General features: G+C 55.8%; 13 protein-coding genes. All 13 read left to right on the top strand.

What is annotated here, in order from left to right; genetic code table 11:
• The first annotated feature begins 62 nt into the window (after positions 1 to 62).
• The 13 genes from GH722_00990 to GH722_00930 all read left to right on the top strand — a co-directional run bounded on the left by GH722_00990 (position 63) and on the right by GH722_00930 (position 14,161).
• The gene (locus tag GH722_00990; protein ID MRG70330.1) at positions 63 to 923 is read left to right on the top strand and encodes a hypothetical protein; all 861 of its coding nucleotides are present in this window, start codon (positions 63 to 65) and stop codon (positions 921 to 923) included.
• Between the two features lie 374 nt (positions 924 to 1,297).
• Complete coding sequence (locus GH722_00985; GenBank protein ID MRG70329.1) at positions 1,298 to 2,182, top strand: hypothetical protein; 885 nt, start codon at positions 1,298 to 1,300, stop codon at positions 2,180 to 2,182.
• A gap of 19 nt (positions 2,183 to 2,201) precedes the next feature.
• Positions 2,202 to 2,693 (top strand): hypothetical protein, encoded by a 492-nt coding sequence (locus GH722_00980; protein MRG70328.1) that lies wholly within the window; start codon positions 2,202 to 2,204, stop codon positions 2,691 to 2,693.
• 77 nt (positions 2,694 to 2,770) lie between these two features.
• Positions 2,771 to 3,349 carry a hypothetical protein gene (locus tag GH722_00975; protein MRG70327.1) on the top strand — a complete coding sequence of 193 codons (579 nt, stop codon included), beginning with the start codon at positions 2,771 to 2,773 and terminating at the stop codon, positions 3,347 to 3,349.
• The gene (locus GH722_00970) at positions 3,349 to 5,733 is read left to right on the top strand and encodes a hypothetical protein (GenBank protein MRG70326.1); all 2,385 of its coding nucleotides are present in this window, start codon (positions 3,349 to 3,351) and stop codon (positions 5,731 to 5,733) included. Before GH722_00975 ends, GH722_00970 begins: the two co-directional genes overlap by 1 nt.
• Positions 5,734 to 5,735: 2 nt before the next feature.
• Positions 5,736 to 6,170, top strand: coding sequence for a hypothetical protein (locus GH722_00965; GenBank protein MRG70325.1), 435 nt, complete (start codon positions 5,736 to 5,738; stop codon positions 6,168 to 6,170).
• A gap of 73 nt (positions 6,171 to 6,243) precedes the next feature.
• Positions 6,244 to 7,218 carry a hypothetical protein gene (locus tag GH722_00960; GenBank protein MRG70324.1) on the top strand — a complete coding sequence of 325 codons (975 nt, stop codon included), beginning with the start codon at positions 6,244 to 6,246 and terminating at the stop codon, positions 7,216 to 7,218.
• Positions 7,215 to 8,624: a hypothetical protein gene (locus GH722_00955; protein ID MRG70323.1), complete on the top strand. Its 1,410-nt coding sequence runs from the start codon at positions 7,215 to 7,217 to the stop codon at positions 8,622 to 8,624. Before GH722_00960 ends, GH722_00955 begins: the two co-directional genes overlap by 4 nt.
• 9 nt (positions 8,625 to 8,633) lie before the next feature.
• A complete protein-coding gene (locus GH722_00950; GenBank protein MRG70322.1) occupies positions 8,634 to 9,287 on the top strand; it encodes a DUF4376 domain-containing protein in 654 nt (217 codons plus the stop codon).
• Between the two features lie 25 nt (positions 9,288 to 9,312).
• Entirely contained in the window at positions 9,313 to 9,657 is a 345-nt protein-coding gene (locus GH722_00945; protein ID MRG70321.1) for a hypothetical protein, read from the top strand.
• Between the two features lie 114 nt (positions 9,658 to 9,771).
• Positions 9,772 to 11,217: a hypothetical protein gene (locus GH722_00940; protein ID MRG70320.1), complete on the top strand. Its 1,446-nt coding sequence runs from the start codon at positions 9,772 to 9,774 to the stop codon at positions 11,215 to 11,217.
• 250 nt (positions 11,218 to 11,467) lie between these two features.
• On the top strand, positions 11,468 to 12,355 hold the full coding sequence (locus tag GH722_00935) for a hypothetical protein (GenBank protein ID MRG70319.1): 888 nt from the start codon (positions 11,468 to 11,470) through the stop codon (positions 12,353 to 12,355).
• A 123-nt stretch (positions 12,356 to 12,478) separates the two neighbouring features.
• On the top strand, positions 12,479 to 14,161 hold the full coding sequence (locus GH722_00930; GenBank protein MRG70318.1) for a formate--tetrahydrofolate ligase: 1,683 nt from the start codon (positions 12,479 to 12,481) through the stop codon (positions 14,159 to 14,161).
• The last annotated feature ends 49 nt before the right edge of the window (positions 14,162 to 14,210 follow it).

Genomic DNA, 14,210 nt, shown 5'->3' with positions numbered 1-14,210 from the left:
GACAATTATCCTCCGGACCGCCTTACGGCGGTCTTTTTTTTATCTGAATCAAGGAGAATGACATGGCAGAAGATATGATCGTGACTGATCCGTCAGCAACAGAACCCGTTTCCGAAACCACCGGGTCTTCGACCGATCAGGCCACGGTAACGGCAGCAGGCTGGACTGACGGGCTGGAGGAGCCGGTTCAGGCTTTCGTCTCTGCGAAGGGCTGGCGGGATGCCGGTGCAATGGTGGAAAGCTATCGCCACCTGGAACGCAAGCTCGGTGAGCGGGCTGGTATTCAGGTGCCGGCTCCGGACGCGGACGAGGCGGCCTGGAACGGTTTCTATCGCGCAGCGGGACAACCGGAATCACCGGCCGGTTATGAATTTTCCATGCCGGAAGGATTGCCGGAAGATTTCGCCTATTCATCCGAGATGGCCGATCTGATGCGCGGCTGGGCGCATGATGCGGGTCTGAATGCCCGTCAGGCACAAAAGCTGCACGATGCCTATGTCGGCCATATCGGCCAGTGGACCAGATCCTACAAGTCAGATCAGGAACGGCGCCGCACAGCCGCAGAATCCGAACTGAAGACGGAATGGGGCGGGGCCTATAAACGAAACGCCGAGCTGGCCGGCCGCGCCATCGATGCGTTTGGTGGTGCGCCATTGAAAGATGCCCTGAAGGCAATGGGTCTGAAGGGTGACCCGCGGCTGATGCGGGCCTTCGCCCGCGCCGGTGAACTGATTGCCGAAGACGGCATGATCGGGGATGGCGGTGACAAGGTGGCCGGAAAGCTGGGCGCACGGGCAGAAATCGAGCGTCTGTCGGCGGATACGGATTTTCTGAACCGCCTGACCGACCGCGACAAGCCCGGCCATGCGGATGCGGTCCGTCGCTGGTCTGACCTTCATGCCCGCGCCTTCGACGGCGAGTAAATTCGCCTCTGCCCCCTCCATAACCCGGTTAACAGGCGATGCCGCTGGTTCGGGTGATTATCCGGGAAATCCTCGAAGACCTGAACCGGTAGCCGCTAACCCGTTGTCGGAGATCCTGTTGTTTCCCTCATTCTGAAACGGGCTCAGGGTGAGGGATAATTGCAGGCAGGGGACTGCCTGTCTTTATTATCGCCCGTTCCTTTTCATTTATCCCTTTTTACCGGACAAACCGCTTCTGTGGTCCCGGTTGACCGCCCGGACAGACGGGCCGCCTGAGGCCGGCGCTACTGGCTGAGACGGGTCCGCGATTTCCGCGGGCAAACCCTTCGAACAGAACCTTCCCTCATGAGACTTAAACTGTTTGGAGGACATTCATGTCCAATCAAGTGACGACCAGTCGGTCGGTGCAATACCGCAACACGATCGACATCCTGCTGCAGCAGAAACCGGCACGCCTTGTGCCGGCAGTACGTATGGAAACCCTGCAGGGCAAGAAAGGCGCTTTCGACCGGATCGGTCCGACAGCCGCTCTGAAACGCACCACCCGCCATGGTGATACCCCGCTGATTGAAACACCGCATGACCGACGCTGGGTTTTTGCCAGCTACTATGAATGGGCCGACCTGATTGACGAGGCCGACAAGGTGCAACTGGTTGGCGACCCGACCTCTGCCTATACCCAGAACGCCATGTATGCGCTCAACCGGTCAATGGATGACGAGATCATCAAGGCGTTCTTCGCCGATGCAACCACCGGCGAGGAAGCCGACGGTTCGGCGACATTCCCCGCCGGGCAGTCCATCGCGGTCACCGTCGGTAACGGTGGTTCCGGAGATGTCGGACTGAATGCGGCAAAGCTGAAAGCTGCACGCAAACTGTTCCGCAAGAACGAAGTCGATCCGGACGAACAGCTCTATTGTGCGATTACGGCAGAGCAGTTCGAAGACCTGCTGAACGATGATGAAATCGTCAACCGTGACTACACCCTGGTCAACAAGCTCGACGAAGGTGAAGTGGTGAAATTCATGGGCTTCAGCTTCATTGGTATCGAACGGCTTGAAACCGACGGTTCCGGCTATCGCCGTGTTCCGGTCTGGTCCCGCAACGGCATGTTGCTGGCCAAACGCAAGGGTGTGACGGCGAAGGTCACCGAGCGGGCCGACAAATCCTATTCCACCCAGGTCTATGCGGCGATGGATGTCGGCGCAGTGCGGATGGAAGAAGGCAAGGTTGTCGAAATCAAATGCGCCGAAGCGTAAACCAGAGGAGAACTGACTTATGGCAGTTGTAAATACCAAGGCAACCGCACTGACCAATGCGGATGCGAAGCCGGCGGTTTTCACCGGCTCCTATATTGCCGGAGGGCGCCTGCGCCAGATGGTCGGTACCGTATCGGTGCTGGCCGCTGATTCAGACGGCTCGGCCTACCGCGTTGCCCGGGTCTGGTCAGGCTGGCGGATTTCCTCCATCCGTCTGTTCAACACGGCAATCACGGACGGCACGGCTTATGACGTGGGCCTGTATGATATTGATGACGGTGCGGCTGCGGATGACGATGTTTATGCAACAGGCGTAAATCTCACATCTGCGAGTACGGCGGGAACCGAAGTTGCCTTTGAGCAGCGCGGTATCCAGCTGGCGGCAAACCGGGTCTTTGAAGATCTCGGTGAAACCGCAGATCCGCACAAATGGTATGACCTTGTGCTGACCGGCGATACGGTCGGAACCGTCGACGGAACGATTACGGTGATGGTTACCTACGTCGATTAACACCGGCGTTGATCGGATAACCGGGGGCGGGGAACACAGTTTTCCCGCCCCTTTCTTTTGCAGGAAAGGTTCATGTCATGACTTCGATTGTCGGCATCTGCCGTCTGTCGCTGGACCTGCTTGGCGATTACGCCATTGCAGACCTCAGTGACAACACAAAGCAGGCGCGGCTCTGTGACCGGAATTATCCGGCCATGCGAGACGCTGTTCTGCGGTCTCATCCCTGGAACTGTGCGCTTGCACGGGCCCGTTTGCCAGTGATGGCAGAAGCACCGGCGTTCGGTTTTTCGCGGCAGTATCAGTTGCCGGCGGATTGTCTTCGCCTGCTGCCACTGACTGTTGGCGGATATTACGATACAGGCACCATTGCCCATCGTGTTGAAGGCCGCCGCGTACTGACCGACGCAGAGGCCCCGCTGGATATCATCTATGTCCGGCGGCTGACGGACCCGACGGATTTTGATCCGTTGCTGGTGGACGCGGTCGCCGCCCGGCTGGCCTGGCAGATCGGCTATAACCTGACCGGCAGCCGGACACTCGCGGCTGATGCCCGCCAGACCTATTTCGACAAACTGGGAGAAGCCCGCGCCATTGATGGTGTGGAGGGCACCATCAGTCCCGTTGAGAATTCCAGCTGGCTGGAGGCGCGAAACTGATGGTGAAAGCAGTTCCCATTCAGCCTTCCTTTTCACGCGGAGAGCTAAGCCCCCGGTTATCATCGCGGGTTGACCTGACAATGTATGCAACCGGGCTGGAGACCTGCCGGAACTGGATCGTTCTGCCGCATGGCGGGCTGACGGTTCGTCCGGGCACCCGGTTCGTTGCGGAAGTCAAGGACAGCACCAAGAACGCCCGCCTGCTGCCTTTCGAATTTTCCACGGAAGAAGCCTATGTCATCGTCGCCGGTGACCGGAACTTCCGCTTCATGCGCGATGGTGGCTCCGTGTTTGTCGAGGATACCGATGCGGCGCTGGTGAATGGTGGTTTCGATACGGACCTGACCGGCTGGACAGTTGGCGGCACCGTCAGTCAGTCTGATGGTACCGCCGCCTTCTCGGCGACCGGCACGCTGACACAATCGGTAACGGTCACCACTGCTGACGCGGAAGTGGTGCTGGCTTTTACGGTCACCGGATCTGCCGGCAATTTTCTGACCCTGAGAATAGGGACGACGGCTGGTGGGAGTGACATTCTTGAAGACACCGATTGTCAGGCAGGATTCCATACCCGTGCCTTCACACCGGGTGAAGGAAACGAGACATTTCATATCCGCTTTCTTTTTGGTGCGGGAACCCCGGCGCTCGATGATGTGCGCTTCATTGACGACATGGTCGTCGAAGTGGGTTCCCCTTATGGTCATGAAGACCTGTCAGACCTGCATTATACCCAGTCGGCGGATATCCTCTATCTCGCGCACAAGGACCATCCGCCGCGACGGTTAAGCCGGAGCGGGCACGGGTCATGGTCACTGGAGGAGATAAGCTTTACAGGCGAGCCCTCCGACTGGGAGGAGGGCAATTATCCGCGGGTTGTCGGGTTTTACGAAGACCGGCTTGGCTGGGGTTCAACACCTGACCAGCCACAGACGCTGTGGTTCTCGAAAACCGGTGATTTTGAGGACCTGACGATTGGCTCAGACGATGATGACGGTCTTGAGTTTACGATCTCTGCCGGGCAAGTGAACGCGATCCGATGGATTGCTGAAGACCAGCAGTTACAGATCGGAACGTCGGGTGCGACGCGGACGCTGGCCGGTGCCGGTGTTGATGAGGCGCTGACGCCGAACAGCGTGAAGGGAAAGCGACACACGACTTTTGGCTCTGCTGCCATTCAGCCGGTGCAGACCGGTGCCGTTACCCTGTTCATTGGCCGTAACCGGCGGCGCATCCGTGAATTTGTCTACAGTTTTGATGTGGACCGGTTCGTCTCTCCGGATCTGTCTCTGCTCAGCGAACATATGACACGTTCCGGAATTAAGGAAATCGCCTACGCGCAGGACCCGGACTCGATTATCTGGATGTGCCTGAATGATGGCCAGCTGGTTGGCATGACCTATGAACGGGATCAGGACGTTGTTGCCTGGCACCGGCACCATCTCGGCGGTCAGTCAGAAGACCGCAATTATGGTTTTGTCGAAAGTGTTGTGGTTGTTCCGGGGACTGTTCGTGATGAACCCTGGCTGATCGTCCGCAGGACCATCGACGGTGTTTCCCGGCGATATGTTGAGCAGCTCACATCCGTTTATGACTCCGTGACACTGGAAGGCGGTGCCGAAGAAGCTTTCTTTGTTGATAGCGGGTTGTCCTACATTGCGACGGCAGTTCCCGTAACGGGGGCGACATCGGCCAACCCGGTTGTCATTACGGCTGCCGGACATGGCATTCCGGAAGATGGCCTTGTCCGCTTCTCGGATATTACCGGAATGTCGCAACTGAATGGCCCAACATTCCGTGCAGTCAACCCGACAACTGACAGCTTCGAACTGGCAACAGCTGCCGGTGCTACCGTTGATGGCACGGCATTTGATAGCTTTGTTTCCGGTGGCAGTGTCCGATTGCTGGCAACTTCCGTGCAGGGACTGGATCACATCGAGGGAGAGGTCGTTTCCATCCTGGGTGACGCGGCGGTTTACCCGCCTCAGACTGTTACCGGTGGCGCCGTGTCTCTCGCCAATGGCGGTCAGGCTGCTGTTATTCACGTGGGCCTGCCCTACAAGGCTGTCGTCCGGACGTTGCGCCCGGAAGCCGGGGCTGCAGACGGAACATCCCAGGGGCGACGCAAGCGGATCCACAAGGTGGTGGTGCGCCTGCGTGACACTCTTGGACTGAAGATCGGTCGAAATGAATCCGAACTTGATGTGATTCCTTTCAGGCGGGCGGGCGATCCGATGGATGGTGCACCGCCCTTCTTCGAAGGCGAGAAAAGCGTTTCATTCAATGGCGGCTGGGACAGTGCCGGTCAGGTCACGGTCGTTCAGGACCAGCCTCTGCCGGCACATCTGCTCGCCATCATTCCACATCTGACAACGACGGAGGACTGATAATGTGTGGCGTTACAGAAACGCTGATGGCGGCAGGCACGATTATGAGTGCGGTCGGACAATATCAGCAATCGAAGGCGACGGCTGACGGCTATCGACGACAGAGCGAATTTTTGACGCAGAAGGCTGCTGTCGAACAGGAGCGGCTGCGACGAAAAACACGGTCGGACGCAGCCCGACAGAGGGTCCGCTATGCGACGTCCGGCGTCCAGATATCAGGGTCACCTGCTGAAGTTCAGCTGAACATCCTCAAAGAAGGTGATCTCGATGCCCGACTTGTCGGATGGGAGACTGCGAACCGTGCAAATTCACTTCAGGCAGATGCCAGTGCTGCGGGCAAGGCAGGTGAAAGCCTGCTGGCGTCCTCAGTCGTCAAGACCGCCGGACAGTACGGTGAGCCGTTCTATGATGAGTTGAAGAAAAAGTTCTTTCCCTGATTCCGGGCTATGCCTGAAGCGGGAGTCCGCAGAGCGATATCCATTCCATTTAGAAACTTAGCAGGAGCAGCTCATGACTGTGAGTAGCGATCAGAGTCGCGGCAGCTATGTCGCGAATTCAGGGCCGTACGTATTTGTTGTGCCGTTCTATTTTCTCGAAACATCTCATGTACGTGTTGTTCGGAGAAACCCCGCAGGGGTTGAGGAAATTCTGACGGAAGGCGTTGATTATGACGTCTCCGGAGCCGGTGATGCCAGTGGCGGGTCGATAACCTTCAAGGCTGGAAAAGAGCCGGATTCAGGAGATGGAATCGTTATCATCCGCAATCTGCCGATAACGCAGGAGACTGATTATGTCGAGAATGATGCCTTTACCGCGGAAACCCATGAGCGGGCTCTCGACAAACTGACGATGATCAACCAGCAGCAGACGGAGGAACTTAACAGGGCGATCAAACTGCCGATTGGCTATGGCGGGAATGCGGTGACGCTGAACGACCCGGTGGCCTATCGCTTCCTGCGGTTCTCGTCTGATGGAACGGCTATTGAACCGGTTGAGGTGACGTCTTCTGTGACGGAGTTTGCCCCCGTACTTTCCTCGCCGGTCGCAGAACATAGCCTCCTGAAATATGAGGGAGGCAACTGGAGTGATGCCTCCGGGCCTGAGCTGTTGTCTGATATTGGTGCTGAACCGGCCGATGCCGATATCCTCAAGGCAGATACGAGCGATAATCTGACGGCGGGTTTCACAACGGATCTGGAGGAGCTCGGCGACAGCGGAACAGCGACAGCGGTGATTGACCTGACCAGAGAGCACCTGAAAACGCTGACGGTTACCGGCAGCTTTACACTGGCTGCTCCGTCTTCCGGCAGCGGTGCCTGTGATGTTCTGGTAACGACAAATGCTACCGGTGGCTACACAATAGACACAAGTGATTATGATCATGTCGTCGGCAGTTACGACAATTCTGCCAACTCGGTTCACCTGTTCTCTCACCGCTCATTCGGTGACGTTCATGTGCTGCTGATAACGGGGCTGGGATCATGAGCCTGATATTGCCGTCGCCTTGCGCCGGTACTGCCGGGCCGGTGATCCGCAACAGTCTGGCTTTTAACAAGTCTGATGCGGGATACCTTAAATTCACGCCGTCAGGCTCTCCGACGTCACTCAAAAAAGGTATTGTCAGCTTCTGGATGCGCGGAACCGGTGTGTTCGACGGAAGCACCCATGACTACCGTCCATTCACGGTCTTTCAGTCGTCCGGAAATCTGCAGTTTGCCTGTGGCGCGAGTCAGGGTGGGGCAATCGATTTCTATCAGTATAACGGATCTGGTTTTACATTTCGTCTTACCTCAACTGCGACGACACTGATTTCTGACCGGGGATGGCATCACTTCATCTTTGTCTGGGATACGGCGCAGGCTGTCAGCACGGACCGGCTGGCTGTCTATGTTGACGGGAGCAAGGTTACTTCATTCGCAACGTCAAATTATCCGGCGTTAAATACAGATCTGTATCCCGGATCTGCCCGTGAACATTTCATTGGCAGGTTCGCAGCAGGCAATGTCACGTCAGAGGCCCTTGTCGCACTTCTGGTCTATCAGGACGGTCAGGGCTTTGGTGATGTTTCTGATTATTACAGTAGCGAGGGAATGCCTGTTGACCCTTCTGACCTGGCGCTCGGATCAGAGGGTGACATCTGGAAATTCCAAGGCTCGACACTCTCGGAGATCATTGCAGGTCAGCGGGGTCTGCATGTCATGTCCAGTTCCAACATCTCCACAGATGATCAGAGGATCGATATACCTGATGTCCCGTCCGGTGGAAATCAGGCGGGTGAATTTGCCATTTTCGACCTGGCAGATGCTGACACGGTTTCTGTCGGGCAGACCGGCGTTCTGGCAACTGGGAACAAGGCATCTGACAGTATTGAACTTTCTCAATCTGTCACTTCTGGCCGATGGTTTGCTGCTGTTATTCCGTCGACAGGGGCAAGCGAGATCAAGTTCGGGATCGTCAACCAGACTGTTTCAACACCGCCAGGCGCATTTGTCGATGCTGCGGGCGGTTGGGGTACCTACTGGAATCCGGGCGGCAGCTCGATCTATGCAGAGAACAACAATACGGTCATTACAAGCGCCTGGCCCGTTTCACTCACTTCCGGCGACTATATGCTTGTCGCCTTTGATGCGGATCACGGGAAACTCTGGCTGGGTCTGCATGATGTTTCCAGCGGCCTGAATTACTGGTTCGACAGTTCCTTTACCTACCGCACCACCGATGAACCGGGGTTGGGAACCAACCATACCTATACATTAACCGGCACTTCCTGGCGTTTCGCGGTCACTCTGGACAGTGCCGCGACAGCGACGCTTCTGACCGGAGCGGAACAGGTGCTTCAGGATGTGCCGCAGCCATCCGGCTTCAAATATCTCTCAAGCTCAAATCAATAGGAATACAACATGATGATCAGCAAGCGAAACGCCGACGGTGAACTCGTTGGCTTGTTCAGGAATGGTGACGTGCCGGGTATTGCCGGTCGGTTCACCTCGTTGCCTGTGGAACAGGGCGGGTTCACGTACCGCCAGGTCCTGGTTCAGCCAGAACCGGCATTGTATCCATGGGAACATATCACCGGTCAAAGCGGACCGGTGCTCCGGGATAATGATGCCGAGCAGCTTTCTTATGTCATCGAAAACCTGTCTCTCGATCAGGCCCGCCAGCGACTGAAGGAACTGCTGGCGGCGGAACGGTATCATCTGGAAACCGGGGGAATCACGTTCTCCCCGTCCTCCGGCCCGGAGGTTTCAGTCCCGACAGACAGAGACAGTCAGGTCCGGGTCTGGGGGTTCTATTTGCGGGTCAGCCAGATGGACGAGGCGGCGTCTGTCATCTGGAAACATCCGGACGGATATATCAGTCTCAGCAGGACGGATGCGCTGCGTATGGCATCAGAGGTAGGAAGTCACATTCAGGAAGCGTTCGATCGGGAAGCGGCTGTTGCCGCCCGGATTGATGCGGCTGTCAGTCTCGAAATGCTGAAGGAAATCAGCATTGATCTCTCCGGCAGCGCAGATGAGGACGCAGCATCATCTCAATCAGGAACAGGGACATGATGGACTCTCTGATGGCGGCCGGCCAATGAACGACAGTATAGCGAACTGGCAAATGGACCGGCGTATTCCGGTAGCTCTTGTTGCGGCCTTGCTGTTGCAATCGGCGTCGGTGATCTGGTGGGCCAGCGGACTGGAGGGACGGGTGTCTTCTCTGGAAAGTGAAATCAGCGCTGCTCTTGCCGAGCGGGCAGCATCCCGGGCCTTTCATATCGAACAACGACTCAGGTTATGGGACCGGGTTAATGAGGTTCAGGCGCAATCAAATGAAACCAACGCGCGTTTGTCACGTCTTGAAGGCTCGCTTGTTGAGATTTCATCAAACATGAACCTGCTGGTCGATCATGTGATTGGTGGTCAGCACAGCAAATGAGCCCCGGATTCTGTTCCGGCACTGAGGCGATGCTCTCTCTCCTGTTCTGAAGTCAAAATACAGTCCTGTCCAACCCGCCGGTGAGCGGGTTTTTTTGTGTCTGGAGAACCAAATATGGAAGTCATTTTTTCTAAAAACCAATTCTGGAAATCACAGCCTGGAAGCGGCTTTCAGCCTCATTCGATTGATGAAATGAAAAGGCTGGAGATATCGCGTTGGCCGACAGCCATTACTGTTCTGATCCATGGCTACTCATTTGATCCGATGACAACTGGACTGGATAATCCGTTCCAGAATCAGTACCCGATCTGGAAACGGGCCCTCGGGAAGAGGGGGTATATCGAATTTGGCTGGTACTCGGCACCCCGGTCCTTCTCCGCTATCCGGTCTGCCTGGCGATCCGGGCACTGGACAACTTACGGCTGGGCCTGGGGTCTGGCCAGGCAGGCGGGTGAGGCGCTGGCGCAGATCCTCTCCCTCTATGATGGTGAGATAGTTATCGTCGCGCATTCGCTTGGCAGCCGGGTTGCGAATTGTGCTCTGGAGAAACTGCCCGCAAACCGGGTTTCAAAAGTGATGTTCTGGAACGGAGCGGATTATGTTCGTAACGCCGAACGCGTGGCCGTCAGGTCCACAGAGACCCGGTTTCTGAATATCTATTGTCCTGACGATACAGTTCTGGAGCGGCTGGGTGATGTTTTTGCCCCGGACTCAGGCCGTTGTATCGGTAATGACGGTTTGTCAGAACAGGCTCCCGGGAACTGGATTGATGTGGACCTGGATGCCCCGGTCTATGCCGACTGGGCTGAGCAACTGGAGACAATAACCCGGGGAGATAACCCCTATGAGGTCGGTGACCACTGGGAGACATTTCGCTACCCCGGGAATTGGCCTCTGTATCGCGCTTTCCTGAATGATACGCCCCCGTTTGCTGCAAAAGCTGACATTCCGACTGTTCTGTCCGCAGATCAGGTCTTTGACAGCTTTCTGGTAAATCTACTGAAGCGCGAGGGTGGATTTGTTCATCGCAAGGAGAGTGATGACCCGGGGGGTGCGACCAGTCAGGGAATATCATCACGTTTACTTTCGTCTCTGAAGCTTGACGATCACTGGCCGGAGTTGCCATCTGATGTCAGAAAACTGACGGAAAGACAGGTCGCTGAAATTTACCGTGAGATATTCTTTGATCCGCTGCAATTGCCGGAGATTGCCTCGCTCTGTCAGGCGTCCGGGGCGGCGTTGTCTCTTCCCGAGTTCTTGTTCGACATCGCTGTTATGAGCGGTGTCCGCAATTCTGCGGTCATGCTTCAGAAAGAGCTTTCCGATAGTTTGAAGATACCATTGGAGGTTGATGGTATTGTTGGTCCGAAAACCATATCAGCGTTTTCCGACATGCTGGACCGAAGAAAATATGACCAGTGTCTCAGGTCGCTGGTTGCCAGCCGGTTGCGATGGCTGGAACAGTTATCCCATTCTGATGCAAACCCGGGCTGGATATCGCGAACGCTGAGTTTCTTACCTGTTGTCGATGAAATGGCTGATATTTCATCAGGGCGGTGATATCAGGCGGGCCCGGAGCGCCTCCGGGTATGGATATTCTTGTGTTCTCTGTCTTCCGGCGGCTTTGCCGTTCCCGGAATTTACTACGTATTTTCCGATATCGAAGCTTTCTCATTAACGGTAGTATAATAGTGGTGTCGTGTTGAATGGGACTCTGGATCGAGCCCTGTCTTTATTAAATGTATACGGGACTTGAATCTTGTCAGAGCCGGCAACAAAAGCAAACTCCACAGTTTCAATAGATGAGCTGATGGCTGAGAATGAGCGGCTCCGTAATCGGATCGGGCGCATGGTGAGCGACGTTGCCAGGCTGGAAGATGATATCGCCGTCATGATGCGGAGGTTTCAGGCGGATTCCGAGGCTGTAACCCTGCAGATGGCGAATTTTGCCCATGAATTCCGCAATCCACTCAATGTGATTGTCGGCTATTCGGAATTGCTGAGAGATACGCCGGACCTTAACTCGTCAGATAAACGCCATAGCGACTACTGCAATGCTATATATGATGCTGCACAGCTTTTGCTTGGTGTTGCGACCGGGGTGATTGACACATCATCCGCGGCAACGAACCTGCCGCCTGTTGCGCTGGAGAAGGTCGATGCCTCCCGGGTGATTGACGAGATGATCCGGATGTTGGCCGAAGAGGCGCGGAAAAAGAATATTTCCTTGCTGGCGCATTATTCCCCGAACTTCCCGTTAATTCAGGCCGACAAGCTGAAGCTTCAGCAGGTCCTGATGAACCTGATGTCTAACGCGATTAAGTTCACCAAGTCCGGAGGGCGGGTCACCATTTCGACCGAGATTTCTGATGATGGTGAAAATCTGATCCTTGTTGTTAGCGATAATGGCGTCGGAATGACTGAGAAGGAAACCGAGGAAGCGATGAAGCCCTGGGGCCGTATTGATTCGATGATTGATCGTCAGGCCGGGGCCGGGCTTGGTCTTCCGATCACCATGCGTTTGATTGAAATGATGGGCTGGAAATTTGCTCTCTCCAGCAACAAGGGTTCGGGGACTACGGCCCGTATCATCATCCCGCAGAGAGTCATCTTTGCTAAGTCCGGTGGGAAACAGTCTGCGGCCAGCGATGCCGTCATGACCAATACGGCATTGTCAAAAGTTGCCAAAGCCGGGTGAATGCGCCCTCGCTGGCGCATCGGGACAAACTTCTGTCGCAGCGATTGAAACTATCATGATACACCACGGTTACTGCTGACGAGTACGCCAAGGAGCGTATTCGCGATTAACCGGGAGGGTTTCATGGGAAATGACGTCAAAAGCGATATCGAAATCGCACGCGCTGCTGACATGCAGTCTATCGAGAAAATTGGTGCGAAGCTGGGCATCCCGTCAGAGGCCCTGTATCGCTATGGTCCAACCAAGGCAAAGATTTCAACCGAGTTTGTTGAAGGCCTGGCAGACCGGCCAGACGGTAAGCTGATTCTTGTCACGGCGATGACGCCAACTCCTGCGGGTGAAGGAAAAACCACGACAACGGTTGGTCTGGGCGACGGGCTCAACCGGATCGGCAGGAAAGCGGCGATCTGTCTGCGTGAACCAAGCCTTGGTCCCTGTTTCGGTGTGAAGGGAGGGGCGGCCGGAGGTGGATATGCTCAGGTTGTCCCGATGGAGGATATCAATCTCCATTTTACCGGTGATTTCCATGCGATCGGTTCTGCTCATAATCTTCTGTCGGCGATGATCGACAATCATATTTACTGGGGCAACGAACTGGGTATCGACCAGCGCCGGGTGACCTGGCGCCGGGTCATGGATATGAATGACCGGGCGCTGCGTTCTATTGTGAACAGTCTGGGTGGCGTGGCAAACGGCTTCCCGCGGGAAGATGGCTTCGACATCACGGTCGCCTCCGAGATCATGGCAATTTTCTGCCTTGCGACAGATCTTGCTGATCTGCAACGTCGCCTTGGCAATATCATTGTCGGTTACACACGGGACCGGGAGCCGGTACGGGCCAGTGATATCAAGGCCGACGGGGCTATGGCGGTTTTGCTGAAAGACGCACTTACGCCAAATCTTGTACAGACACTGGAAAACAACCCGGCATTCATTCATGGCGGACCATTTGCCAATATTGCACATGGATGCAACACCGTCATTGCGACCAAAACGATGCTCAAACTGGCGGACTATGTCGTCACTGAAGCGGGATTCGGGGCTGACCTGGGGGCAGAGAAGTTCTTTGATATCAAATGTCGTAAAGCCGGACTGAAACCGGCTGCGGTGGTGATTGTTGCAACGATCCGCGCTCTCAAGATGCATGGCGGCGTGGCAAAAAGTGATCTTGGTTCCGAGAATGTGCAGGCCGTGAAAGATGGTCTGGAGAATCTGGGCCAGCATATCAGAAATGTCGGGCAGTTTGGTGTTCCAGCCGTTGTCGCGATAAACCGTTTCAGCGGCGACAGTGCGGCAGAAGTTCAGGCTGTCAGAACCTACTGTGGTGATATTGGGGTTGAGGCCTATGAATGCACACACTGGGCAGAAGGTGGTGCCGGCACGGAGGCGCTGGCGACACGGGTTGCAGAAATCGCTGACAGCGGAGCCGCGCAGTTTAAGCCGCTCTATGGCGACGACTTGCCGTTGTGGGAGAAGGTCCGGACGGTTGCGCAGACAATCTATGGAGCTGAGGATATCACCGCCGACAAGAAGGTGCGCGACCAGTTCAAACAGTTTGAAGAGGCTGGTTTCGGCTGGTTCCCGGTCTGTATGGCAAAGACGCAATACAGTTTCTCCACGGATCCGGCCCTGAAGGGCGCGCCAAAAGGGCACACGGTGCCGATCCGGGAGATCAGACTGTCGGCAGGTGCTGAGTTTGTTGTCGTGGTTTGCGGTGAAATCATGACAATGCCGGGTCTGCCCAGAGTGCCGTCAGCCGAGAAAATTCACCTTGATAAGGAAGGTTTGATTCAGGGCCTGTTCTGACAAGCGCGGGAAAGCACTCTTGCCCTTGTTCCCGACTTCCGGTTGGATC

The organism is Alphaproteobacteria bacterium HT1-32 (assembly GCA_009649675.1).
GTDB lineage: Bacteria > Pseudomonadota > Alphaproteobacteria > Rhodospirillales > HT1-32 > HT1-32.
Note: the sequence above shows the minus strand (reverse complement) of the source record. Positions and strands in the feature narration are given on the sequence as shown.

Coding starts and splice junctions, on each gene's coding strand:
- GH722_00955 (MRG70323.1), top strand. CDS start 7,215: ATGAGCCTGATATTGCCGTCGCCTTGCGCCGGTACTGCCGGGCCGGTG.
- GH722_00965 (MRG70325.1), top strand. CDS start 5,736: ATGTGTGGCGTTACAGAAACGCTGATGGCGGCAGGCACGATTATGAGT.
- GH722_00970 (MRG70326.1), top strand. CDS start 3,349: ATGGTGAAAGCAGTTCCCATTCAGCCTTCCTTTTCACGCGGAGAGCTA.
- GH722_00950 (MRG70322.1), top strand. CDS start 8,634: ATGATGATCAGCAAGCGAAACGCCGACGGTGAACTCGTTGGCTTGTTC.
- GH722_00935 (MRG70319.1), top strand. CDS start 11,468: ATGGCTGAGAATGAGCGGCTCCGTAATCGGATCGGGCGCATGGTGAGC.
- GH722_00980 (MRG70328.1), top strand. CDS start 2,202: ATGGCAGTTGTAAATACCAAGGCAACCGCACTGACCAATGCGGATGCG.
- GH722_00975 (MRG70327.1), top strand. CDS start 2,771: ATGACTTCGATTGTCGGCATCTGCCGTCTGTCGCTGGACCTGCTTGGC.
- GH722_00945 (MRG70321.1), top strand. CDS start 9,313: ATGAACGACAGTATAGCGAACTGGCAAATGGACCGGCGTATTCCGGTA.
- GH722_00960 (MRG70324.1), top strand. CDS start 6,244: ATGACTGTGAGTAGCGATCAGAGTCGCGGCAGCTATGTCGCGAATTCA.
- GH722_00990 (MRG70330.1), top strand. CDS start 63: ATGGCAGAAGATATGATCGTGACTGATCCGTCAGCAACAGAACCCGTT.
- GH722_00985 (MRG70329.1), top strand. CDS start 1,298: ATGTCCAATCAAGTGACGACCAGTCGGTCGGTGCAATACCGCAACACG.
- GH722_00940 (MRG70320.1), top strand. CDS start 9,772: ATGGAAGTCATTTTTTCTAAAAACCAATTCTGGAAATCACAGCCTGGA.
- GH722_00930 (MRG70318.1), top strand. CDS start 12,479: ATGGGAAATGACGTCAAAAGCGATATCGAAATCGCACGCGCTGCTGAC.